Here is a 23,300-nt window from a genome sequence, read left to right as displayed (position 1 = left end):
CGAGTCCCTACGAACGGCCCACAGTTTCTTTGCGGTCGTGAGAGGAGTTGTCCCCTTGTTTACTGATTGGTAGCCCCGTTGTCCCGCAGGGCGGACCGGCACAACACCGTACCCACAGCGATGTAGCCCACGGTGGCCCGGACGGGCCGCAGCGCGCCGGGCGTGTACTGCGGACGAGGGACCCCGCCGGGCGCCGCCCGGACCGGTCCCGGCCGCTGCCGCACCCGTCGCCGCCGCAAAGGCGGGGCCCTGCGGAGGCGAAAGCGCGGGGCGGGCGTCGAGCGGCCGAAGATTTCCGGCCATCGCGGGGACGGGCGTGTCCGCGGCATGTCCACGGCGCCGGCGGAGGGGGCGGGTCCGGCGCCCCGCGATTTGCCGGTCATTGGCGGCGGGGGCGAGCACTTTTCGGCGCTCGACCGGCGTTGACACGTGGCTCCGGACGGGCCGTCAGCGGTTAATCCTTCAAGAAAATATGACCGCCAGTCAGCCATAGTCAGATCGGTCTTGCCGATGTTGACTGGGGTGAACGTGCCAGGTTACGTTTGGTGCTCCGTGCGCCCTGCTGGGCGCGCTGAGGCAAGTGGCTGCGGGGTCGCACCGTCGAGCCGACCGAGCGCCCTGCAGGCGGTTTCCTGCCTCGGCGCTCCGAGCTCCGGTGTCGGGTCATTGAAAAAAGAGCGCTCTGACCAAGCTGCTTCTATGAGTTCTCGTTCCAGCCATTGATGCCGATTCTCTTCGGTTTCCGACGGCTGGAAACAAAGATGTGAGGGAAAATTGCCGGGGGATGATCTTCTCTATGACATACATCAATCAGAAAAGGATGCAGCGGGATCGGCTTTAAAAGAAGAACGGTGGCACCAGGACCGTCCGTACGAGGTCGGTGAGGGTGAGGTCCACGTCTTCTCCGTGCTGAGCGAGAGCGAATTCTGCCTCGCGCCGCCCACGCCGCCGGGCGCTCCCGGTGGGGGCGACGACCGGTCGGTCCGCGCCCTGCTGGCACGCCTGTCGATGCGGCCGCCGGACGACATCCGGCTCGCGCGGGACGACCTGGGCCGGCTCCGCTGGGAGGCGGGGTCGCTCGGGGTGGCGATCTGCCGGGACGAGGGAGGGCTGCTCGTCGCGCTGGCCCGTGGGATGTCGGTGGCGCTCAGCGCGGTCGCCGTGCCCGGCTCGGTCGAGGCCGAGGCCCTGTTGCCCTTCAGCCGTTCGGAACGCGCCTTCGCGGGGGAGGCGACGGCCGGACGGCGGTCCTCGGTACTGGCCCGGATGTGGGCCCGTAAGGAGGCGGCGCTGCGACTGTCCGGACGGGGCGGCTTCGCGCTCGCCGCCGAGGTGGACGTGCTGGGTACGGGACCGGACGGCAGGGTGGTGATCCCCGCGTCCGGGCCGTTCGGCGGGGGCGGGGTCGCGTACGTACGGGACCTGTCCGCCGGAGCGGGGACGGCGGCGGCCGTGGCGGCCTCCGCCCCCGTTCGCAGAGCGGTGCTCCGGAGAGTGCGATGTCCGGAGCCCGCTACGGCATGAGGACCGCGTGAGGGTCGACGCCGGTGACGTGGCCGGGGGTGCTGAGCTCCCGCCACGTCTCCATCGCCAGCCGGACGGCGCCGGCCTTCTCGTAGTCCGAGGCCGCCGCCTTGAAGTCCTCCGCGGCGGCCTCCTCCTGGTCCGCGGCACGCCGGGCACGGGCCCGTACGACGGTGCAGCGGGCCCTGTCGAGCGGCGGCAGCGCCGCGGGGTCCAGCGCGTCGGCCGCCGCGGCCGCGGTGGCCGCGGAGGCCCCCTCGGACCGTACGGCGGTCACGGCGGCCAGCGCCTCCAGCGTCGCGAGCCAGGCCGCCGCCGCGGGCGCGGAGTCGAGCGTCCCGGCCCGGCGTACGCGGTCCAGCAGGGCGGCGGCGCTCCCGTCGCCGGTGGCGACGGCCAGCAGGGCGCGGGCCCGGGCCAGGCGGGTGCGCAGCCGGACGTCGTCCGCCCGGCCGAGCAGGTCGTCCGCCTCGGCCAGCAGGCCGAGGGCCTCACCGCCGCCGCCCAGGTGGCGCGCGCCGGCCGCGGCCCAGAGCGCGCACGCCCGCAGCTGCTCGGCCGGTACGGACGGCACCTCCTGGAGCAGCGCGTCGCCGAGGCTCTTCGCGCGGTGCCACTCCCCGCTCTCCACGTACGCCGTCAGCAGTACGACCTGGGCCTGGACCCGTTCGGGCCGGGCGGCGTCGAGACCGTCGGCGGCGCTCGCGGCGTCCTCCGCGAAGGTGACGGCCTCGGAGAGCCGTCCCGTGCGCCGGTAGAGGTCGGCGAGCTCGATCGCTGCCCGGGTACGCATGAGCTGCGCGGCGGCGGTGATCGGGTCGTTCAGCAGCTCCAGCAGGGTCGCCTCGCGTTCGGCGTCGGCGCCGAGCCGGTCGAGCACGGTGGCCAGTTCCCAGCGGGCCTCCCAGCGCACCTCGTCGAACCCGCCGTCGCCGGCCTGCCGCACGACGGTCTCCAGCTGGCTCCGGGCCGCGGACCAGTCCCCGGCCAGCTGGCTGGAGCGGGCGGCGACCAGCAGGCCGACCAGCTGGAGCCGGTGGGTGCGCTGCTTGTCCTGGGCCTCCGGCTCGCACAGTTCCTCGAGCGTCACCCCGAGCCGCCCGGCGATGACCTTCGCCGCCTTGAGGCTGGGGATCCGGTGACCGCTCTCCACCAGCGAGACGTAGCTGGAAGAGACGCCCTCTCCGGCGAGATCCCCCTGGGACATGCCCTGGACGCGACGTCTCTCCCGAACACGTTTCCCGAATGCTGGCTGCTCGATCGTCAAGGTTCGGCTCGCTGTGTGGTCGAAGGGCGGATGGATATTTACGGAGTGTGACAAAGGATTCTACCCGACATGGCCCGTTCGGTGATGCTGAGTCGTGAAGCGGTGTCAATTTTTGCGGATTCTTGGTGGATTCATGTAGTCACATTCGAGTCATGTTAAAGTCAATACTCATGACAATGGATGCGCGGCCCGGCCGACGACGTCGGTGGGGCATCTATGTCCTGTTGGGCGCGGTGGCCGTCAGTTCGGTCGGCGAGGCGATGATGGTCGTCGCCGTCCCGTGGTTCGTGCTGCAGACGACCGGGAGCGTGGCGCAGACCGGAATCCTCGTCGCCCTCGGGGCCGTCGCCTCGGGAGCCGTCGGATTCGTGTCCGGCCCCCTGGTGGACCGCTGGGGATTCCGGACGACGGCGGTCCTCTCGTACACGGTCGGCGGTCTCGGCGCGGCCTGCATTCCGGTCATGCACGCCCTGGAGATGCTGAACTTCCCCATCCTTGCCGCACTGGTCGTGGCCGCCAATGTGCTGGACATCCCCGCCTCCGCGGCCGTCACCGGGCTGGTGCCCGAACTGGCCGAGGATGCGGGCATGCCCCTGGAGCGGGGCAACGCCCTCCTCGGCGGGGTCCATCAGGTCGCCCAGTTGTGCGGCCCGCCGCTGGGAGGGGCCGCGGTCGCCCTGCTCGGCGTCGCCGACGTGCTGCTCATCGACGCGGTGGCCTGCCTCCTGGCCGCGGCCCTCATCCTCGGCCTGCTGTCGGCGGGCCGCGCACGCCCCGCCGACCGGCCGGCCACCCCCTACCTGAACGAACTGCGCTCGGGCCTGCGCACCCTGCGCGAGCACCGGCTGCTGCGCGCCGTGGCCGTCTCCGGGACGGCCTTCAACGGGCTGGACAGCGGGCTGGCGGGGGTGGTCCTGGTGACCTACGCCTACCAGCACCTGGGCAGCGCGACGAGCCTGGGCATCCTGCTCACGGCCTTCGGGCTGGGGGCGGTCGTGGGCACGGTCGGCTACGCCGTCGCGGGCCACCGGCTCGGCGCGCGCCGGGTCTACCTCGGCGCCGGCTTCGCCGTGGCCCTGCTGATCGGCGCGCTCGCCGCCCTGCCCTCCCTGCCGGTCGGGGCCGCACTGCTCGCGCTGCTCGGCGCCTTCGCCGCCCCGGTGGGCCCGGTCCGCACCGGCGTGCTGCAGCGGAGCGTTCCGCGCGAGCAGTACGGGCGTGTGACCGCCGCGGTCGACACCGCCGGGCTGGTGGCCGTACCGCTGGGGGCCTCCCTGACGGTGGTGATGGTGGGGGCCGCCGGTCTGCGCCCGGCGATCGTGACCCTCGCCTGCGGCTACCTGCTGGTCGTCGGCTGCTGCTGGGCGGCTCCCGCGCTCCGCGGGATGCAGGCCGATCAGCGGCCATGACTACTATGACTAAACTTGACAATGAATGACTGGGGGTTGACGCTGACCCTCCATGGACTCCGCCCCGAGGAGGGATACATGAGCTCCGCTCCCGCCTGGCCGACTGCTCTCAACCAGCCGGTGCACGCCCCGGACGCCGGGCGCCCGGACGCCCGGCGCCTGGACGCGCTCCGCGCCGTCCGGGACTTCCTGGCCCGCGACCCCGGCGCCGTCCACGACCTGCTCTGCGAGATCTCCACGCACCGCGCCGCCGGATACGAGATCGAGGCGACCATCGCCACCCTGGACGGTGCGCTCGCCGAGTTCGAGACGTACCGGCCGGGCCGGGTCCCGCGACTGGCGGTCTACATGCCGTCGAACGTCGTCCTGTACTCCTACGCCCTGTACCTGCTGGTGCCCGCCCTCTACGCGGACCGGCTGGTCTTCCGCCCCTCCAGTCAGGTCAAGGACCAGATGGGCCGGCTGCACACGCTGCTCGCCGGGCACCACGGCCTGCCGATCGAGCTGACCAACGCCAGCCAGCGCGAGTTCCTGCGTGAGTACGTGCAGCCGGCCGACGTCGTCGTCTTCACCGGCGCCTACCGCAACGCCGAGCAGATCCGGCCCCAGCTCTCCCCGGGGCAGCTCTTCCTGTTCCTCGGCTCCGGGGTCAACCCCTTCGTCGTCGCCCCCGGCGCCGACATCGCGAAGGCCGCCCGGGACGCCGTGGAGATACGCATGCACAACGCCGGTCAGGACTGCCTGGGGCCGGACCTGTTCTGCGTCCACGAGGACCTGCTCGACGAGTTCCTCGACACCCTCGTCTCGGAGCTCAAGGGACTGCGCTACGGGCCCTACACCGACCCCGGCGCCGACTACGGTCCCGTCTTCTACGACGGCGCGCTGGAGGAGGCGGCCCAGTTCCTGGCCCGCAACCGCCGGCACATCGTCCACGGCGGCCACGTCGACTTCCGCGAGCGCCGGATGGAGCCCACCGTCATCGTCGGCGAGGAGGTGACACCGCGCACCCCGGTGCCGGAGTTCTTCGCGCCGGTCTTCAACGTGGTCGGCTACCGCGACCCCGAGGCCCTGGCGGCCACCCTCACCACCAGCGTGTTCACCGAACGCGCCCTCGGATCCAGCGTGTACGGAGACGCCCCCGGCCTGATCGCCGCGCTGCGCAGGCGCACCACCGTCACCGTCGACACCACCCTGCTGTCCATCGACGACGGCAACGCGCCCTTCGGCGGGTACGGGCGGATGGCGAACTACATCACCGACGGCCAGGACATGTGGACCGAGCCGGTCCTCGTCTCCAAGGCCGTCGCCGAGCACTTCCCGGCAGCCGCCCGATGAGCGGGCACACGTACCCCACCGCATGGCACGCCGTCGCGGACCACCTGTGCCACCTCGGCGCCGGCGCCGTCTTCGGCCTGCCCGGCGACGACATGGACCTGCTGGGCGCCCTGGAGGGCACCGACACCCGCTTCGTGCTGTGCCGGGACCAGCGCAACGCCCTGTTCATGGCGACCGGTTACGCCCTCGCCTCCGGCCGCCCCGGCATCGCCGCGGTGGGCAAGGGCCCCGCCCTGACCAACACGCTCACCGGCGTACTGGAGGCCGCCTCCGCCGCCGCGCCCGTCGTGCTCATCGCCGGGGGCACCGCCCTGGACCGGCTGGGCACGGGGGCGTTCCAGGAACTGGACCAGCTCACCGCGGTGCGCCCGTACGTGAAATGGGCCGCGCGGGTGGACCACCCCGACCGGCTGGCGGGCGTACTGGACAAGGCCCTCACCCTCGCCGTCAACGGCACCCCCGGGCCCGTCTACGTGGAGATCGCGGAGCAGATCGCCGGTGAACCGGTCACCCGTACCGGCCCCTGGCGGCCGGCCGCCCCGCAGCGGCCCACCCCGGACCCCGAGGTGCTGCGGACCACCGCCGACACCATCGCCGCGGCCCGGCGGCCCCTGCTGCTGGTGGGCGGCGGCGCGCGCCACCGCAACACCGGCCGTGTCCTGGAGGCCTTCGCCGAGCGGCTCGGCGCCGGCATCTTCACCACCGCGTCCGGCCGGGGCACGGTCGCCGAGGACCACCCGCTCTTCTGCGGGGTGTCCGGGCTCTACACGGTGGCCCCCGCCGACCGGCTGTGGCGCGAGACCGACCTGGTGATCGCGCTCGGCAGCCGGCTTGAGGAGACCGCGACCTTCGGCTGGCCGGACGCCGCCGGGCTCCCGGTGATCCAGGTGGTGACGGGGGAGGAGAGCATCGTCACCGACCGGCCGGGCGCCGGGGTGCTGGGCGACGTGGAGCGGACCGTGGCGGCCTGGACCGGGCTGCTGGCCGGGCACGCACCCGCCACCGCCTGGACCGAACGGGTCCACGAGGTACGGGAGGCGCACGCCGTGCGCGCGGCCGAGCGGGCCGCGGACGCCGACGCCGCTGCGGCCGCCGCGGGACCGGGCGCGGGCGTTCCGGTGGCGCGCGTGCTGTCCGCCCTCGACAGCGCCGTCCCCGAGACGCGGATCCTCGTACAGGAGAACGGCCTGCAGGACATGTGGTCGTACTTCTACCCCCACTGGAGCTGCGGCGCCCTCGGCGGGTCCGTCGTGCCCAGCGAACAGACCCCGCTCGGCTTCGGCGCCGCGGCCGCCGTGGGCGCCGCCCTCGCCGAACCGGGACGGCCCGTGGTGGCGGTGGTCGGCGACGGCGCCTTCAACCTCTTCCGCTCCGAACTGCCCACCGTCGCCGACGCGGGCGCCGCCGTGCTGTACGTCGTCCTCGACAACGGCGGCTACGGATGGCTCCAGACCAACCTGGACCGGGTCTCGGGTCCCGGCTCACGGTTCGCCTTCACCGCCGACCGCCCGACCGGATCCGAGGGCCTGACCCACGCATACGGTCTCGGATACTGGCGAGTCGACAACCCGGACGATCTCCACGGCGTCCTACATACGGCGTGGCAACACTGCGCCGAACACGGCACGTCAGGAGTGGTCGAGGTGGGGGTGTCCCTCGCCGACAGCCCCCCGGGAACCTCCGGGGCGGGCGGCGACTTCCCGCTGCGTGAGGACGAATGAACGACTGCGAGACAAGGATGAGGCAATGGCCGTAGCGCTCTTCTTCCCCGGGCTCATTCCCACCCGATTCGACGCGATCAGCGAGTTCGTCACCACGAACGGCCACGCCAGACGCAGATTCGCCGAAGCCGACGAGGTGTTGGGCTACTCCCTGGCCGATGCCTACCGCGAGGCGTCGATCTACGACTGGGAGGTGTTCGAGACCGGCTTCATGGCGCTCACGCTCGCCCTCGCCGACTGCGCGCAGGACCGCCACGGCGGCCGGCCCGCCGTCTGCGGCGGACAGAGCTTCGGCGCCTTCATGGCCGCCGTCTGGGCCGGAGCCCTGACCTACCCGGACGCGCTGGAGCTGATCCGGCGCAGCGTCGCCGTGGAGACGGACTACTTCGACTCGCTCCAGGAGCCGCTGGGCTGCCACTTCTTCTACCGGCTCCCGCACGACACGGTGCAGCGGCTGGTCGAGGAGACGCGCGCACGCGGCGAGTGGATCGAGCTGTCGGTCGTCCTCGACGAGGAGGTCCACGCGGTGTCCGCGTCGCTGCGCTCCCTGGAGCGCTTCGAGCAACGGGTCCGCGAGGAGGGCGGTTTCCCCTTCTACACGATGAACCGGGCCGAGCACTGCTCCGCCGTCTCCGGCCTGCGCGCGCGCCTGCACGACGAGGTCTACGGCACCGTGCCGTGGAGCGCCCCGGGGATACCCGTCGTGTCCGATGTGGACGGACGGCTGCTGACCGACCCCGAGGAGATCAAGCAGGACCTGCTGGACGGCTGGACCACCCCCGTCCACTGGCAGACCATCCTGCGCGGACTGCAGACCGCGGCGGTCGACGAGGTGTGGATACCGGGGCCGCGCAACATGTTCGCCCGGATCACCAACAAGTCCATCCCCACCCGGGTGATCACCCCGAAGACGGCGCTCGAACCGTGAGCGCCGGGACGAGGACGCCGACGGACCCGGCCGGGCGCCGGGTCCTGTCGGCCGCGCTGTTCGCGAGCGCCCCGGCGGAGGTGCTCGACTTCCTGCTGCCGCTGTGGGCGGGGTCCACGCTGCACGCCGGGGCCGCCGCGGTCGGCGCCCTCATCGCCTTCGAGGCGGTGCTGTCGCTGATCGTGCGTCCGCTGGCCGGAGAGCTGGCCGACCGCTTCGACCAGCGGCGGGTGGCCGCGGCCGGTGCGGGCCTGTACGCCCTGTCGTTCGCGGGGTACGCGCTCGCCGACTCGCTGGTGGTGGCCTTCGTCGCGGCCGGCCTGGGCGGCGCGGGCGGGGCCCTGTTCTGGGTCGCGCTACGGGCCTGGACCGGGCAGCGCTCGCAGGACGGCGACGGCACCTCCGCCTACGGCAAGTTGCTGTCGGCGGAGGGCCAAGGGGCCTTCATCGGCTACCTCGTGGCGTTCTCGTTGCTGGAACGCGGCGGCTACGCACTGCTGTTCTGGCTGGGCAGCGCCGCCTGCGTGGTGGCGGCGGCCTCGCTGCTGCGCGGGCCCCGTGCGGAAGGGACCCGCACCGCCGCAGCGGACCGCGGGGACCGGCTCGGGGCGGCGGGGCGCCGGCTGCTGCCGCTGATGGTGGTGTCCGCGGTGACGGCAGCGGCCGAGGCCGGGCTGTGGATGCTCCTGCTGCTCAGGCTCCAGGGCGACCTGGAGCTGTCCCCGAACGAGATCGCGCTGGTCTTCGCCCCCGGCTTCGTGGTGTTCGTCCTGCTGCCGGAGCACACGCACCACCTGACCGACCGGCTGGGCCGTACGCCGACCATGGTGGTCTCGTTCGCGGCGAGCGCACTGTTCGCCGCGGGGCTCGCGGTGGTCTCCACACCGCTGGCGATCGCCGCGTTCTGGACCGTGGCCGCCGCCTGTTTCGCGGCGCAGATCCCGGTCGAGCAGGCGACGGTGGCCGCCGCGTCCGGCGGGCGGATCGGCCGGGGCATGGGCCTCTACGAGAGCGCCCGGCTGGCCGGTGTGGTGGCCGGCCCGCTGGTGATGGGCGTGCTCTACGAGGAGCTCGGCTGGGTCGCCGCCTGCGTGGCGGCCGCGGCCACCTCGGTCGTGGGGGCGCTCGTGGTCCCGTACGCGGTCCGCACCCTGCGCCTGCCGGAGGAGAAGAAGAAGTCCGGAACGCCGGCCCCGGCCACGACCGGGGCCGGGCCGGAGACCGTACACGTGAGAGAGGACAGAGAAGACATGGACATGAGCAAGCCGGAACCGGCGCTGCCGTCGGCGGAGACCGCCCTCGGGCCGAAGGCCCACGCCCGCAAGGAGCGCCGGGACTGGTACATCCACACAGCCGCGTTCGCGCTGGGCCAGCTGGTCCTGTGGGCCCTGGACTCCAGCTGGCTCGTATGGCAGATCACGGACGGCAGCGTGCCCGACGACCAGCGCGGACCGCTGGTCTGGATCGGCCGGATCTGGCTGACCATCTGGGTGATCGACACGATCTGGTCCTGGTCGTACACCATCTGGCCGCGGGAGAAGAAGGCCAAGTCGTCGTAGGCGCGCCGCGGCGCTGCGTGTGACCGGCCCGGGGCGGTGCGCCCCGGGCCGGCGGCCGTCCGGGGTCGCTTCACGTCTCGCTCCGGGCGTCACCGCGTCACTTCAGGTCGAGCGGCAGCCGGTCGTAGCCGCGCAGTGAGGTGACGCGCGTACGGGGCTCCGCCGGACCGGCGTGCGCGATGTGCGGGAACCGGGCCAGCAGCCGGGGGAAGACGACCTGGGCCTCCGTCCTGGCCAGGGCCGCTCCCAGGCAGTAGTGCGCGCCGGCCCCGAAGCTGAGCGAGCCGGACACCGGCCGGCCCGGCAGGAAGGTGTCGGGGGACTCGTACCGCTCGGGGTCGCGGTTCGCCCCCGCGAGCAGGGCCACGACCTGGGTGCCCTTCTCGATGCGCTCCCCGTGCAGTTCGATCTCCTCGCCGGTCCAGCGCGAGGCGATCTGGATGGGCGGGGTGAAGCGCAGCATCTCGTCGACCCACGCGCCGATGTCGTCCACCTCGCCGCGCAGCCGCGCGAGGAGCTCCGGCCGGTCGAGGAGGGTGGCGATGCCGTTGCCGATGAGGTTGCTGGTCGTCTCGTACCCCGCCGAGTAGAGCAGGACGAGGTTGGCCAGCAGCTCGCGGCGGGTGAGCCGGTCGCCGTCGGCCTCGCGGACCGCGATGAGCGTGCTGACCAGGTCCTCGCGCGGATCGGCCCGCCGCTCGGCGACCAGTGCGCCCAGCCGGTCCCAGAGTTCGGCGGTGGCCGCGTCGGCGCGTTCCAGGTCGGGGCCGAGGAGGTTGTTCTCGATGGCCGAGGTGATGTCCCGCACGCGCGGGCCGAACCAGGCGCGGTCCTCCTCGGGAATGCCGAGCAGTTCGCCGATGACGGTGATGGGCAGCGGCAGGGCCAGGTGTTCCATCAGGTCGACCGGGCCGGCGGCGGCGCGTTCGGCGAGGTGGTCGAGCAGTTGGTCGGTCAGCCGTTCCACCGCGGGCCGCAGCGCCGCCACGCGGCGGGGGGTGAAGGCCCGGCTGACCAGGCGGCGCAACCGCTCGTGGTGGGGCGAGTTCTGGTTGACCATCTCGCCCATGAGCGAGTGGACGGCCAGGTGCTCGGGTCCCTCGGGCCAGGTGCGGGCGATCCATTCGTCGTCCTCGACCCGGAAGAGGGGATCGCGCAGCACGCGGTCGCAGTCGGCGTAGCGGGTGACGACGACGGTTCCGTCGGGCAGCCGGGCCACGGGGGCCCGCGCGCGGAGCACCGCGTAGAAGGGGTAGGGGTCGGGGCAGCCGTGAGGGCTGAACAGGGCGCGAAGAGCGCGGCGTACCTGGGCCTGATCGCTCATGGTGCCTCCTGGCCCCGGGCTCGCTCGTGCGGCCGAGTCCGGTCGTAGGTGGATCCGCTGCTCCGGCCCCGCGTCGGGCCGGGCCGGAGCGGCAGCGGGAAGTGGGTCCGGCCGGTCAGCCGGCCAGCTGCTTCTCGATGCGGATCACGATGTCGGACACGAGCTGGAGCTCCTTGAGCTCCTCCTCGGGGAGGGTGACCCCGAAGCGCTCCTCGGCGGCGACGATGACCTCGACCATGGCGAGGGAGTCGACGTCGAGGTCGTCGATGAAGTGCTTCTCCTCGGTCACGTCGGCCGGTTCGACGTCGGCGACCTCGTTCAGGATCTCGGCGAGTCCGGAGATGATTTCTTCACGCGTCATGGCAGTTGCCTCTCTTGAATGCGGTGCGGGTGCGGGTGCGGGTGCCGGTGCGGGTGCAGGCGCGGGTGTGGTGCGGTGGCCGGTGGCTCAGCGGTCCTCTTCGGGGACGGGCTTCAGCATGGAGAGGTCGACGACGTGGTCGGCGAACTTCTTCTCGATGCCGATGAGCCGCAGTTGGCGGTACAGGCTCTCGATGCCGAGCTGCTTCATGGTCAGCCCCTGCGGGGCCGAGTCGGCCTCGCCGCCCTCCTCGATGTTGAGGGCGATCGGCGCGCCCAGCTCGATGACCTCGCGGATGTCGTCGCCGTAGCCCTCCTGCACCCCCTGGCGCAGCGCGTGCAGGCCGAAGCTGACGTGCCGGGACTCGTCGCGGCACATCGCCGTGAAGCCGGCCTTCAGTCCGGCGAGCAGCGGAATGCCGTGGAGGGAGTTCACGATGGCCCGCTGACCGACGAGGGCGAGGACGCCTTCGGTGATCAGGTGGAAGAGGGCCACCGCGCGCAGCCAGCGCCGGTAGTCCGAGGGGTGCTCCTGCAGCTCCCGGATGATCTCGGTCTCGACGCGGCTGAGTTCCTGGTGGGCCGGCGTGACCATGTTCCACGCCTGCACCAGCATCCGCTTGGGGTCGGGGTCCAGACCGAGGAGCTCCTCGCCCAGCCGCAGCATCAGCTGCGTGTGGCGCGTCTCGTCGGCGATCTGCGTACCGAGGTAGAGGTGGTCGCGTTCCTCGGGGGCCCCGGTCAGGATCGGGCCCAGCAGGTCGAGGCCGGTGTACTCGCCGATGATGAAGGTGGCGATGGACTCCTCGATCATCCTGCGGGCGGACTTGGGCAGCCGCTTGTCGAAGTCCTCGCGGTCCGGCCCCAGTTCGATCGCCTGGGCCGACCACTGCTGCTTCTCCCAGCGCTCGTAGAGAGCCTGTGGCTGCGGCTGCTGTTCGGTGACGAGGTCGGCGTGCCGAAGTACGTCCTTCAAGGGGAGTTTCGGCATCTCGGCGAGCGAGGCGTCGTCGAGCAGCAGGGTGCTCCAGCGCGGCATATCAACTCTCCATGACTCTTGAGTCAAGTTCATGACTATCCATGAATTCGACAGTGAACAGCACTCACGGCCCATCGTCAACGCGGATCGGGTGCCGGCGGGCTGCCTCCGAGATTTGTTCAGTCATGTTTCTTGACTCTCGAGTCGAGAGTGTGTCAATGTTTGGTCATCAGCCCGACGGAACGGCCCAACAAGCCCTCGCCGCAAGGCTGTTGAAGCTCACAGCAACCAGGAAGGGAGGCGGACATGACGCAGACACAGGCTCGTGCCACGGATCGCCGCGTGGTCATCACCGGCACCGGCGTCGTCTCCCCGATCGGGTGCACCACCGAGGAGTTCTGGGCCTCGGTCGTCGCCGGGCGCACCGGCATCCGGGCCATCGGCCGCTACGACGCCGACACCCTTCCGACCCGGTTCGCCGGCGAGGTCGTGGACTTCGACCCGAAGCCCTACATGCCCAACAAGCAGGGCCGCCGGCTCGACCGGTACGCACAGTTCGCTCTCGCCGCCGCCCTCCAGGCGGTGCGGCAGGCCGGGCTGGAGATCGGCGAGGAACTCGCCACCCGTACCGCCGTGCTCGTAGGCTCCGGCTACGGCCCGGGCCAGCTCATGCAGTCGGCCATCCACGACCTGCGCGACCACGGGCGGCGCCGGATGACCCCGTACCTCGCCTCCAGCGGTTCGCTGGACAGCGCGGCGGGCGAGATCGCCTTCCGGCTCGGCGCACGGGGCCCCTCCGGCGCCACCGCCACCGCCTGCGCGACCGGTGCCACCTGCATCGGCGACGCGCTGCGCATGATCCGGCACGGATACGCGGACGTCGTCATCGCCGGCGGGGCCGACGACGCGGTCAACCCGCTCGACCTGGCCGCCGCCGCCAACGCGGGCGCCCTGTCCCGCCGCGACGACGACCCGGCCCTGGCCAGCCGCCCCTTCGACCGGGCCCGGGACGGGTTCGTCATGGGGGCCGGCGCGGGCATCGTCGTCCTGGAGTCCGCCGAGCACGCACGCCGCCGGGGCGCCACCGTCCTGGCCGAACTGGCGGGCTACGGCGCGACCACCGACGCGTACCACTCGACCCACCCGCACCCCGAGGGCCTCGCCGCCCGGCAGGCCATGACCGACGCCCTGGACGACGCGGGGGTGCGGCCCGAGGAGATCGACCACATCTCCGCCCACGGCACCGGCACCCAGCTCAACGACCGCATCGAGAGCGCGTCCATCCGCGCCGTGTTCGGCCGGCACGCCCCGCGCGTCCCCATCAGCTCGCTCAAGTCGATGACCGGTCACATGATCGGCGCCGCGGGAGCCGTCGAACTGATCGCCGCGGTGGGCACGATCCGCGACGGCATCGTGCCGCCGACCGTCAACTGCGACGACCCCGAGGACCCGGAGCTGGACTACGTCCCGCACACCGCGCGTCCCCACGCCGTCCGCACGGTGCTCAGCAACTCGTTCGGATTCGGCGGGCACAACGCCGTACTCGTCCTCCGGGCCCACCCCGAGGACCACCGGTCCCAGGGAGGAGAGCGATGACCAGCACGAGGCCGCAGCCCGAGGAGTACTGCCAGGCCAGCCGCGTCTTCTACGACATCGCCGGCCGCCACAACGAGGCCGACAGCTCCTGGTTCACCCGCACCGCGGCCCCGGCGCCCGAGGGCTGGGAACGCCGCGAGATGGACGTGTGGATCGTGCACACGCCGGTCGGTCACGTCATGCCGCAGCAGGGCTGGAAGATCCACATCTCCGGTCTGCCGGACAACGCCCGCCGCATCGTGGACGCCGCCTGGGAGTACTGCACCCGCGAGGGGCTGCCGTTCAAGTTCCTGCGCAGCGTCGACGTGCTGACGACCCACAGCCTCAAGTACGCACCGCGCTCCTCCAGCGGCAAGCTGGTGACGATCTACCCGAGCGACGAGGGCCGGCTCCACCGTGCCCTGCAGGAGCTGGGAGCCCTCCTCGACGGCGAGGCGGGACCGTACATCCTCACCGACCTGCGGTGGGGCGCCGGACCGCTCCACGTCCGCTACGGCGGCTTCGTCGCCCGCTGGTGCACCGACGAGGACGGCTCGCCCGTCGCGGCGATCGAACGCCCCGACGGCACGCTGGTCCCCGACCGGCGCCGGCCCGTCTTCGAGGTGCCCGACTGGGTCCGGATGCCCGCCTTCCTGGCCGAGCAGCTGGCGGCCCGCGAGGCGAGCGGCTCCGCCGCGGACTTCCCGTACCGGGTCGAGCGCGCCCTGCACTTCTCCAACGGCGGCGGCGTCTACCTGGCGAAGGACGCCGAAGGACGCCAGGTCGTGCTCAAGGAGGGCCGCCCCCACGCGGGCCTCGACGGCCGCGGCCGGGACGCGGTGACCAGGCTGGCGCGGGAGCGCCGGGCCATGGAGCACCTCGCCGGCATCCCCGGCATCCCCGCCCTGTACGAGCACCGCGTCGTGTGGGAGCACCACTTCCTGGCCGTGCAGCACCTGGAGGGCGACACCCTGCAGGGCTGGCTGGCCCGGCACTACCCGCTGACCAAGGCCGGACCGACCGACAGCGAACTCACCGCCTACGCCCGCCGGGCGCAGACCGTGGCCGACCGCATCGAGGCACTCGTCGCCGAGGTGCACGCACGCGGCATGATCTTCGGCGACCTGCACCCGGCGAACATCCTCATCGACGACGAGGACCGCGTCTCGCTGGTCGACTTCGAACTCGCCGTACCCGTCGAGGAGGCGGACCGGCTCGGCCTCGGCCACCCCGGTTTCGCCGGAGCCGGACGCACCGGCTTCGACATCGACCGGCACGCCCTGGCCGCCCTGCGGCTGTGGCTGCTGTTCCCGCTCACCGGGCTGAACGAGCTCGACCCGGGACGCGGCGTACGCCAGGTGGACATCGCCGAGCGGCGGTTCGCCCTGCCCGCCGGCAGCCTGGACGCCGTACGCCGCGAACTGGCCCCCGGCGAGCAGGCCCGCGACCGGGTGCCGCCCGTGCTCCGCGAGCCGCTGAGCGTGGACCTGGACGAGGCGCGGCCCGACTGGGCGGCCGTACGGAAGTCACTGACGGAAGCCGTCCTGCTCTCGGCCACCCCCGAGCGCACCGACCGGCTCTTCCCCGGCGACGTACGGCAGTTCCTCACCGACGGGCAGGGCCTCGCCCACGGTGCGGCGGGCGTCCTGTGGGCGCTGCACACCTCCGGTGCGGGGCGCTTCCCCGAGCACGAGGAGTGGCTGCTGAAGGCCGCGGACCGGCGGCCGTCCTCGCGGCCCGGCCTCTACGACGGGGCGCACGGAGTCGCCCACGTCCTGCGGGAGTTCGGCCACCTGGACGCGGCCGAAGGACTGCTGGCACGCAGTGCGGCCGCCGCCTCGGCGCTGCGCGACGTGAGCCTGCAGCGCGGCATGGCGGGCATCGGCCTCGACCTGCTCGACGCCGCCCGCACCGGCGGCGACCACCTGCGCCGCGCCATGGACCTCGCCGACCGGATGGCGCAGGCGATCGCCCTGGGCACCGCTCCGGGCATCGCCGCCGGCCCCGGCCGGGGCAGCCGGGCCGGGCTGCTGCGCGGCTGGTCCGGGCCCGCCCTGTTCTTCCTGCGGCTGTACGAGGACACGGCGGACGCGGCCCACCTCGACCTGGCGGTCCGGGCGCTGCACCACGACCTCGACCTGTGCGCCGCGGCCGAGGACGGCTCGCTCCAGGTGGACGGCGGCTTCCGGTCGCTGCCGTACCTGGAGGTGGGCAGCGCGGGGATCGCCCTGGTCGCCGACCAGGTCCTCGCCCACCGCCCGGACGACCGGCTGGAGCAGGCGCTCCCGGCCCTGGTTCGGGCCGCCGAGCCGGAGTTCACCATCGAGCCGCACCTGTTCGGCGGCCGGGCCGGCCTGCTGGCCACGCTCGCGTCGCTGCGCACCCGGAACGCGGGAACGGCACCCGGGCCGGCCGTGGCACGGCACCTGTCGCGACTGCACTGGCACGCGCTGTCCTACCGCGGCCACCTCGCCTTCCCCGGCGAGCAGCTGCGCAGGCTTTCGATGGACCTGGCCACCGGCAGCCCCGGCATCCTGCTGGCCCTCACCGCGGCACTGGACGGACGGCGGGACTTCCTGCCCTTCCTCGCGCCGCGCACGGACCGGCACCCCACCGGCGTGGACCACCACGCCCCCTGAGCTCCGGACGGCATCCGCCGACCGGTTGTCCACTGACCCCGATACATCGGAGAGGAGGAAACATCATGTCGATCGTTCTCGACCTGCAGGGCCTTGAGGTCCCCGCCGAGGAGACCACGCGCGTCGCCAGCACCGCCAGCAACCACTGCTGAACGAGCTGAGCAGCTCCGGTGCCCGCCCTTCCGGGCGGGCGCCGGAGCTCGTCCATTTCCGCGCGCACCGCGCGTTCTGCGCGCCGGACCGACACCGGCGCCCCCGAAGGACCTTGAGGGAGAGACCCGGATGAGCGGCCTGCTCGACGGCAAGAGACTCGTCATCACCGGTGTGATCACCGAGAGTTCGATCGCCTACGCGGTGGCACGCCTCGCCCAGCAGGAGGGCGCGCACATCGTCCTCACCGCGTACGGACGCACCTCGCTGGTGCGGCGGCTCGCCCGCCGACTGCCCCACGAACCGCCGGTCGTGGAACTCGACGTCACCGCGCCCGACCAGCTCGCCACGCTCGCCGACCGCCTCGGCGAGCACCTCGACGGCGTCGACGGCGTGCTCCACTCGGTCGCGCACGCCCCCGCCGAGTGCCTCGACGGCGGATTCATGACCGCCGGCTGGACCGACGTCTCCGCCGCCCTGCACACCTCCACGTACTCGCTCCAGGCCCTCGCGGTGGCCTGCCGGCCCCTGCTGCGCCCCGGAGCGTCCGTCGTGGGCCTGGACTTCGACGCCTCCCGTGCCTGGCCCGGCTACGACTGGATGGGCGTGGCCAAGGCGGGACTCGAGGCGTGCAGCCGCTATCTCGCACGCGAGCTCGGCCCCGACGACGTCAGGGTCAACCTGGTCGCGGCCGGACCCCTGCGCACCCTGGCCGCCCGCGGCATCGGCGGCGACGGACCGGCCTTCGAGGCCGAGTGGGCGACGCGGGCCCCGCTCGGCTGGGACGCCGCCGACCCGGACCCCGTCGCCCGTACCTGCCTGGCCCTGCTGTCGGACTGGCTCCCCGCGACCACGGGCGAGATCGTCCACGCGGACGGCGGCCACCACATGATCGGGAGCTGACGTGCACCACCTGGGATCCGCCCACGGGCCCGACATCACCTTCCTCGGCGTCCCGCGGCTCGACCTGTCCGATCCGCCCGAGGACGCCGACGTGGTCATCCTCGGCGCTCCCTTCGACGGCGGCACCTCGCACCGGCCCGGCGCCCGCTTCGGCCCGTCCGCCATGCGCCAGGCCTGCTACCTGCCGCAGAACGGCGCCCGCCGGAGCCTCGCCATGGGCGTGGACCCGCTCACGGAACTGAAGGTGTACGACGCCGGGGACGTCCCCTGCTACTCCGGCGACATCGAGCAGAGCATCAAGAACATCGAGCAGGCGGTCCGGATGACTGCCGCGCTCGGCGCCGTCCCGGTCGTCCTCGGCGGCGACCACACCATCGCCCTCCCCGACATGCGCGGGCTGGCCCGCCACCACGGCTTCGGGCGACTGGCGATGCTGCACTTCGACGCCCACGCCGACACCGGCGAGGTGGAGGACGGCCCGCTGTACGGGCACGGCAAGCCGATGCGCCAGCTCATCGAGTCGGGTGCGGTACGAGGTGACCGCTTCCTGCAGATCGGGCTGCGCGGCTACTGGCCCGGCCCGGACACCCTGCGCTGGATGGCGGGCCAGGGCATGCGCTCGTACGAGATGTCCGAGATCACCTCGCGCGGCCTGCCGGCCTGTCTCACCGAGGCCTTCGCCATCGCCACGGACGACTGCGACGGGGTGTTCCTGTCCGTCGACGTGGACGTGGTGGACCCCGGCCAGGCGCCGGGCACCGGCACCCCGGAGCCGGGTGGTCTGACCTCCCGCGAACTGCTGGACGCGGTGCGCCGGATCGCCTACGAGCTTCCGGTGGTCGGCGTCGAGGTCGTCGAGGTGGCTCCGCCCTACGACCATGCCGAGATCACCGCCTACCTGGGCAACCGCGTCGTCCTGGAGGCGCTCTCCGGCATCGCCCGGCGGCGCCGCGACCGGGCCCTGGGGACGCGGTGGGATCCGCGCACCCCGCTGCTGGAACGGGAAACGCAGGAACAGGAAGGAGCACCCCGGTGACCGTGACGAGGACCGAGGAACCCACGGCACGGACGGCGCCCCCGGACCGGGCGGCCGCCGCTCCCGCTTCTCGCGCTTCGGCCGCTTCTTCTGCTGCCGCACCCGCCGCCCCCGGACTCGCCGACGCGGCCGGCACGCTCACCGGGCCCGCGCTCACCCGCCGGGTGCTCGCCGCCGCGCGGGAGCTGCGCGGGCGCGGCGTCGGCCCGGGCGACCGGGTCCTGGTCAAGGGCGACAACTCCGTCGACTACGTCGTGGCCCTGCTCGCCCTGATGCACCTGGACGCCTCCCTGGTCCCGGTGGACCACCGGCAGTCCGCCGCCGACGGACGGTTCGCCGCCCGGCGGGCGCGGGCGCGCTGGCTGCTGACCCGGGAGGACTCCGCCGGCGACTTCCCGGGCGAGGGCGTGCTCGGCTACCCGGGCTGCGGAGCCGGATCCGCCCCGCTGGACGGCGAGGTCGACCTGGCCGCCTGGTTCGCCCGCGCCGACGCCGTGGTGCTGTGGTCCTCGGGAACGACCGGCCGCCCCAAGGGGATCGTGAAGTCCGGGCGCGCCCTGCACGACAACACCCTCCGCACCATCCGGTCCATGGGCTACCGCGCGGACGACGTACTCGCCCCGCTGCTGCCCTTCTCCCACCAGTACGGCCTGTCCGTGGTCCTGCTGTGGTGGCTGGCGCGATGCACCCTGGTCGTCACCCCCTACCAGCGGCTCGATGTGGCCCTCGCGCAGGCCGCCGACCACGGGGTCACGGCCGTGGACGCGGCTCCGTCCACCTACCACTCCCTGCTCGGCGTGGTGCGCCGCCGCCCGGAGCTGCGCGCCGCACTGAGCGGCGTACGCATGTGGGGCGTCGGCGGCGCACCGCTGCCCGCGCCGCTCGCCGCCGCCTTCCCAGAGGTGCTGGGCCGGCCGCTGCTGGACGGGTACGGGCTGACCGAGCTCGGCAACGTCTCCCTGGCCACGCCCGACGCGCCCACCGGCTGCGGGCGGCCGCTGCCCGGCGTCGAGGTACGGGTGATCCGCCCGGACGGCGAGAAGGCCGCGCCCGGCGAGCTCGGCGAGATCGAGGTGCTCTCGCCCGGCCTGATGGAGGGCCACCTGCTCGACGACGGCACGCTCGCGCCCGTGCCGCAGGACTCCTGGTACGCGACGGCCGATCTCGGCCACTTCGACGCCGACGGCAACCTGCACGTCGTGGGCCGCAACCAGGCCGTGCACCGGTCGGGCTTCACGCTGTACCCGGAGAGCCTGGAGCGCAAGGCGGAGGCCTGCGGCCGCCAGGTGAAGGCCCTTCCGGTCGAGGACGTGCGGCGCGGCTGGGCGCTGCACTTCGTCGTGGCCGACCCCGAGGGCGCCTCGCCCGCCCACTGGCGGCGCCGGATGGCCCCGCACCTGGCCGCGTACGAACAGCCCAACGCCGTCCACGTGGTGGACCGGTTCCCGCTGAGCGCCAACGGGAAGATCGACACGGCGGAGCTGCGCAGGATGGTCGGTGCGGGCGGCTGACACTCGCCCGCACGCCCCCCCCGGTACCGGTCGCTCCGCCCGTTCCCCCGCGGGCGGAGCGACCCTCGGTTCAGCGCCGGAGCAGGACCAGCGAGGCGTTGTTCCCGCCGAACCCGAAGCTGTTCACGGCCGCCGTCCGGGCGCCCGCCAGCTCCAGCGGGGCCGTCGGCAGCACCAGCCGCTCCGTCGGCTCGGGGGCGAGGAGACCCGCGGTGGGCGGGGCGATGCCGGTGCGCAGGGTCAGGGCGGCCGCGGCGATCGCCGGGGCCCCGGAGATGTGCAGCAGGTGACCGATGGCGCCCTTGTGCGAGCTGACGGGCAGGGCGGGGGCGCCGCGTTCCGCAGCCACGGCCTCCAGAGCCGTCAGTTCCGCCGCGTCCCCCTGACCCGTTCCCGTCGCGTGCGCGTGGACGTGGTCCAGCCGGTCCACGGCGGCGTCGGCGAGGGCGTCGCGCATGCACCGGGCGACCTGGCCCGCATCGGAGGCCGCGGACTTGAAGCCGGAGACCCGGCAGGCCGCGCCCGCGACGGCGATGTCGGCGGACGCCCCGCGGGCGCGGGCGCGTTCGGCGTCCTCCAGGACGAGGGCCCCGCCGCCCTCGCCGAGGGAGATGCCCGCCCGGCCGGCGTCGAAGGGCCGGGCGGCGGTACGGCCGACGGCCCGGACGACGTCCATGCTGGCGTACTCGTACCGGTTGAGCACCGAGGAGCCCACCACGACGGCGAGGGGCGCGGCGCCCGCGCGCAGCAGTTCGCGGGCGTACCCGACGGCGAAGACGGCGGAGGCGCAGGCGTGCGAGAGGTGGAGGACGCGGGGGGATGCGGACCCGGCGCCGGAGCCGAGCACGTCCGCCGGTTCCGGGCCCAGGAACTCCCCTTCCTCGGCGACGGGTCGACCGTCCGGGTCCTGCGCCCGGAACCGGTCCCGCGCCTGAGGGCGGGCCTGCGCCTGGGCCTGGCCGACGACGAGCACCACGGCCCCGTCCGGCAGCTCCGCCAGACCGGCCGCGCGCAGCGCCTCCCCGAACGCGGCCCGGGCGTAGGCGCTCTTGCGGGGCGCGTCGCCCGGCACCGGCTCCCACGGCACCTCGCCGACCGGTTCCCCCCGGTAGAGCGGCGCGGTGAAGCGCCGGGCGGCACGCAGGGCGGAACGCCCTCCGAGGAGGCCCTGCCAGTACGGCTCCACGCCCCGGCCGAAAGGGGTGACCAGGCCGAGTCCGCTGATGACGATGTCGCTCACAGGCCGGAGGCCTTCCAGGTGGTGGCGAGGGCGAGGAGGTCCGCGTCACGCGGGTCCTCGCCGGGGAACACGATCAGGTCCAGTACGACGGCGGCCGGACGGGCGGCGGTGACCGGCGGGACGAACTCCGCTTCGGCCTCCGGGAGCTGCGCCAGCAGGTAACAGTCCCCGCGGTGTTCCGAGGCGGTCAGGTACGGGCGCACGAGCTCGGAGGTCTCCAGCCCGACGGAGTCCGAGGGCCGCAGCCGGCGGGCGGGGTCGTGGCAGCGTGCGACGAAGCGCCGGGCCGCCCAGCTGCCGTAGTCGCGGCACAGGACGTACAGCGGAGCCGTCGCCCGCAGTTCCCCGGGCAGCGCGTCGAAGGCGGCGCCCAGGGCGGCGGCGGCCGCGTCCACCGGCTTGCGGTGCACGGTGGGCGCCGCCGCGAGCACCGGGGCGGCGGCCACCCGGGCCTCGTCGGTCCCGGCGAGCGCGCGGTGCCACCGCACCGCGACGGGCCGTCTGGTTCCTGTCGTCATCCCAACCCCTCTACCGCAAGTCATGATCTGTCGAATATGCTCAGCCGGTAGTCAAGTTTTGTCAACGAGGTGAAAGGGGAGTCATGTCGCTCCACGTCGGATTCGTGGGGATCGCGTGGCACGGTCATGTGAACCCCACGCTCGGCCTGGTCGAAGAGCTGGTGCGCCGGGGCCACCGCGTCTCGTACGCCGTCACCGAGGCGTTCGCCGAGACCGTACGGGCCGTCGGTGCGGAGCCCGTCGTCTACCGCAACCCGGTCGACGAGGCCCTGACCGACGACGGCCTGGACATCTCCCCGACGGACTTCCTCCGGGAGGCCGAGGCCACCCTGCCCGTGCTGACCGAGGCCTGGGCCACCGACCGGCCCGACGCCATCGCCTACGACGGGATCGCCTGGGCCGGCCGGGCCCTCGCCGCCAAGTGGCGGATCCCGGCCGCCGAGATGTGGCCCTCCTTCGTCTCCAACGAGCACTTCTCCCTGGAGGCGGAGTTCCTCGCGGACAACCCGCTGCACCCCGGCGTCCTGCGATTCGTCCGCGAGCTGACCCGCTTCCTCACCGCCCACGGCCTGTCCGGGGACGGCGACTCCGTCGGCGCCTTCCTCGGCCACACCGAGCCGCTGCGCCTGGTCTTCCTGCCGCGCTCCTTCCAGTACCGCGGGGAGACCTTCGACGACCGCTTCGCCTTCGTCGGACCCTGCGCCGGCGACCGCGGCTTCCAGGGCGACTGGCACCCCGCCGACGACCACCGGCCGGTGCTGCTGATCGCGCTGGGCACCGCCTGCTACGACCGGCCCGAGTTCTTCCGGATGTGCGGCGAGGCCGTCGCGGACCTGCCCTGGCAGGTCGTCATGGCCTACGGCCCCGGGATCGACCCGGGCGCCATCGGCCCGCTGCCGGACCACGTCGACGCCCGGCCGCACGTCCCCCAGCTCGCCGTCCTGCGCCGCGCCGACGCGTTCGTCACCCACGGCGGCATGGGCAGCACCATGGAGGCCTTCCTCCACGGCACCCCGATGGTGGCCGTACCGCAGACCCAGGAACAGACCGCCGTCGCCGAACGCATCGGTCAACTGGGCCTCGGAGTCCGCCTCGACCGCGACCGGCTGACCGCGCAGACCCTGCGCGAAGCCCTCGTACGCGTCATGGACGACACCGGCATCCGCGCCAACGCCGCACGGATGCGCGAGGAACTGCGCTCCGCGGGCGCCGCCCCCGAGGCCGCCGACCGCCTGGAACTGCTGGTCGCGTCCGCACCGGACGGCACCCGACCGGCGGACGGCACCTGACCACCACCCACCTCACCCCGTCCATCACCTTCA

18 protein-coding genes are annotated in these 23,300 nt (G+C 73.2%); 12 read left to right on the top strand and 6 right to left on the bottom strand.

Translation table 11 applies throughout. The features are described from left to right. The first annotated feature begins 906 nt into the window (after positions 1-906). Entirely contained in the window at positions 907-1,524 is a 618-nt protein-coding gene (locus tag OG373_RS15950) for a hypothetical protein (RefSeq protein WP_405438993.1), read from the top strand. Here the strand turns inward: OG373_RS15950 and OG373_RS15945 are convergent. Continuing rightward, positions 1,514-2,791: a helix-turn-helix domain-containing protein gene (locus OG373_RS15945; protein ID WP_405438992.1), complete on the bottom strand. Its 1,278-nt coding sequence runs from the start codon at positions 2,789-2,791 to the stop codon at positions 1,514-1,516. The genes OG373_RS15950 and OG373_RS15945 overlap by 11 nt on opposite strands. Before the next feature lie 170 nt (positions 2,792-2,961). On the opposite strand from OG373_RS15945, the gene OG373_RS15940 reads away from it, so the two are divergent. The 5 genes from OG373_RS15940 (at position 2,962) to OG373_RS15920 (ending at position 9,743) form a co-directional block, all read left to right on the top strand. Next, on the top strand, positions 2,962-4,200 hold the full coding sequence (locus tag OG373_RS15940; protein ID WP_405438991.1) for an MFS transporter: 1,239 nt from the start codon (positions 2,962-2,964) through the stop codon (positions 4,198-4,200). A gap of 78 nt (positions 4,201-4,278) precedes the next feature. Next, entirely contained in the window at positions 4,279-5,535 is a 1,257-nt protein-coding gene (locus OG373_RS15935; protein ID WP_405438990.1) for an aldehyde dehydrogenase family protein, read from the top strand. Next, positions 5,532-7,256: a thiamine pyrophosphate-binding protein gene (locus tag OG373_RS15930; protein WP_405438989.1), complete on the top strand. Its 1,725-nt coding sequence runs from the start codon at positions 5,532-5,534 to the stop codon at positions 7,254-7,256. The genes OG373_RS15935 and OG373_RS15930 overlap by 4 nt, the downstream gene beginning before the upstream one ends. A 25-nt stretch (positions 7,257-7,281) precedes the next feature. Then, the gene (locus OG373_RS15925; protein ID WP_405438988.1) at positions 7,282-8,184 is read left to right on the top strand and encodes an ACP S-malonyltransferase; all 903 of its coding nucleotides are present in this window, start codon (positions 7,282-7,284) and stop codon (positions 8,182-8,184) included. Continuing rightward, the gene (locus OG373_RS15920) at positions 8,181-9,743 is read left to right on the top strand and encodes an MFS transporter (RefSeq protein ID WP_405438987.1); all 1,563 of its coding nucleotides are present in this window, start codon (positions 8,181-8,183) and stop codon (positions 9,741-9,743) included. The genes OG373_RS15925 and OG373_RS15920 overlap by 4 nt, the downstream gene beginning before the upstream one ends. Before the next feature lie 97 nt (positions 9,744-9,840). On the opposite strand, the gene OG373_RS15915 is transcribed toward OG373_RS15920, so the two are convergent. The 3 genes from OG373_RS15915 to OG373_RS15905 form a co-directional block, all read right to left on the bottom strand. Then, positions 9,841-11,067: a cytochrome P450 gene (locus OG373_RS15915; protein ID WP_405438986.1), complete on the bottom strand. Its 1,227-nt coding sequence runs from the start codon at positions 11,065-11,067 to the stop codon at positions 9,841-9,843. Positions 11,068-11,182: 115 nt separating this feature from the next. After that, positions 11,183-11,428, bottom strand: a complete 246-nt coding sequence (locus OG373_RS15910; RefSeq protein WP_030387610.1) for an acyl carrier protein — start codon at positions 11,426-11,428, stop codon at positions 11,183-11,185. An 87-nt stretch (positions 11,429-11,515) separates the two neighbouring features. After that, positions 11,516-12,466 (bottom strand): ribonucleotide-diphosphate reductase subunit beta, encoded by a 951-nt coding sequence (locus OG373_RS15905; RefSeq protein WP_397738614.1) that lies wholly within the window; start codon positions 12,464-12,466, stop codon positions 11,516-11,518. Positions 12,467-12,712: 246 nt separating this feature from the next. Here OG373_RS15905 and fabF point away from each other — a divergent pair, with 246 nt between their 5' ends. The 5 genes from fabF (at position 12,713) to OG373_RS15880 (ending at position 20,220) form a co-directional block, all read left to right on the top strand. Continuing rightward, positions 12,713-14,002: a beta-ketoacyl-ACP synthase II gene (gene fabF, locus OG373_RS15900; protein WP_405438985.1), complete on the top strand. Its 1,290-nt coding sequence runs from the start codon at positions 12,713-12,715 to the stop codon at positions 14,000-14,002. Continuing rightward, complete coding sequence (gene lanKC / locus OG373_RS15895) at positions 13,999-16,620, top strand: class III lanthionine synthetase LanKC (protein WP_405438984.1); 2,622 nt, start codon at positions 13,999-14,001, stop codon at positions 16,618-16,620. The genes fabF and lanKC overlap by 4 nt, the downstream gene beginning before the upstream one ends. A 282-nt stretch (positions 16,621-16,902) precedes the next feature. Continuing rightward, positions 16,903-17,673: an enoyl-ACP reductase FabI gene (fabI, locus tag OG373_RS15890; protein ID WP_397738607.1), complete on the top strand. Its 771-nt coding sequence runs from the start codon at positions 16,903-16,905 to the stop codon at positions 17,671-17,673. Between the two features lies 1 nt (position 17,674). After that, a complete protein-coding gene (gene speB / locus OG373_RS15885; RefSeq protein WP_397738605.1) occupies positions 17,675-18,709 on the top strand; it encodes an agmatinase in 1,035 nt (344 codons plus the stop codon). Continuing rightward, positions 18,706-20,220: a class I adenylate-forming enzyme family protein gene (locus OG373_RS15880; RefSeq protein ID WP_405438983.1), complete on the top strand. Its 1,515-nt coding sequence runs from the start codon at positions 18,706-18,708 to the stop codon at positions 20,218-20,220. The genes speB and OG373_RS15880 overlap by 4 nt, the downstream gene beginning before the upstream one ends. A gap of 70 nt (positions 20,221-20,290) precedes the next feature. On the opposite strand, the gene OG373_RS15875 is transcribed toward OG373_RS15880, so the two are convergent. Both OG373_RS15875 and OG373_RS15870 read right to left on the bottom strand, forming a co-directional pair. Further along, the gene (locus tag OG373_RS15875; protein WP_405438982.1) at positions 20,291-21,460 is read right to left on the bottom strand and encodes a beta-ketoacyl synthase N-terminal-like domain-containing protein; all 1,170 of its coding nucleotides are present in this window, start codon (positions 21,458-21,460) and stop codon (positions 20,291-20,293) included. Then, positions 21,457-21,978 carry a hypothetical protein gene (locus tag OG373_RS15870; protein ID WP_405438981.1) on the bottom strand — a complete coding sequence of 174 codons (522 nt, stop codon included), beginning with the start codon at positions 21,976-21,978 and terminating at the stop codon, positions 21,457-21,459. The genes OG373_RS15875 and OG373_RS15870 overlap by 4 nt, the downstream gene beginning before the upstream one ends. A gap of 83 nt (positions 21,979-22,061) precedes the next feature. On the opposite strand from OG373_RS15870, the gene OG373_RS15865 reads away from it, so the two are divergent. Continuing rightward, positions 22,062-23,267, top strand: a complete 1,206-nt coding sequence (locus OG373_RS15865) for a macrolide family glycosyltransferase (RefSeq protein ID WP_405438980.1) — start codon at positions 22,062-22,064, stop codon at positions 23,265-23,267. The last annotated feature ends 33 nt before the right edge of the window (positions 23,268-23,300 follow it).

It is taken from the genome of Streptomyces avidinii (assembly GCF_045161815.1).
Taxonomy (GTDB): Bacteria; Actinomycetota; Actinomycetes; order Streptomycetales; family Streptomycetaceae; genus Streptomyces; species Streptomyces avidinii.
Note: the sequence above shows the minus strand (reverse complement) of the source record. Positions and strands in the feature narration are given on the sequence as shown.

Coding starts and splice junctions, on each gene's coding strand:
- OG373_RS15910 (WP_030387610.1), bottom strand. CDS start 11,428: ATGACGCGTGAAGAAATCATCTCCGGACTCGCCGAGATCCTGAACGAG.
- OG373_RS15865 (WP_405438980.1), top strand. CDS start 22,062: ATGTCGCTCCACGTCGGATTCGTGGGGATCGCGTGGCACGGTCATGTG.
- fabI (WP_397738607.1), top strand. CDS start 16,903: ATGAGCGGCCTGCTCGACGGCAAGAGACTCGTCATCACCGGTGTGATC.
- OG373_RS15935 (WP_405438990.1), top strand. CDS start 4,279: ATGAGCTCCGCTCCCGCCTGGCCGACTGCTCTCAACCAGCCGGTGCAC.
- lanKC (WP_405438984.1), top strand. CDS start 13,999: ATGACCAGCACGAGGCCGCAGCCCGAGGAGTACTGCCAGGCCAGCCGC.
- OG373_RS15925 (WP_405438988.1), top strand. CDS start 7,282: ATGGCCGTAGCGCTCTTCTTCCCCGGGCTCATTCCCACCCGATTCGAC.
- OG373_RS15940 (WP_405438991.1), top strand. CDS start 2,962: ATGACAATGGATGCGCGGCCCGGCCGACGACGTCGGTGGGGCATCTAT.
- OG373_RS15905 (WP_397738614.1), bottom strand. CDS start 12,466: ATGCCGCGCTGGAGCACCCTGCTGCTCGACGACGCCTCGCTCGCCGAG.
- OG373_RS15915 (WP_405438986.1), bottom strand. CDS start 11,067: ATGAGCGATCAGGCCCAGGTACGCCGCGCTCTTCGCGCCCTGTTCAGC.
- OG373_RS15870 (WP_405438981.1), bottom strand. CDS start 21,978: ATGACGACAGGAACCAGACGGCCCGTCGCGGTGCGGTGGCACCGCGCG.
- OG373_RS15930 (WP_405438989.1), top strand. CDS start 5,532: ATGAGCGGGCACACGTACCCCACCGCATGGCACGCCGTCGCGGACCAC.
- fabF (WP_405438985.1), top strand. CDS start 12,713: ATGACGCAGACACAGGCTCGTGCCACGGATCGCCGCGTGGTCATCACC.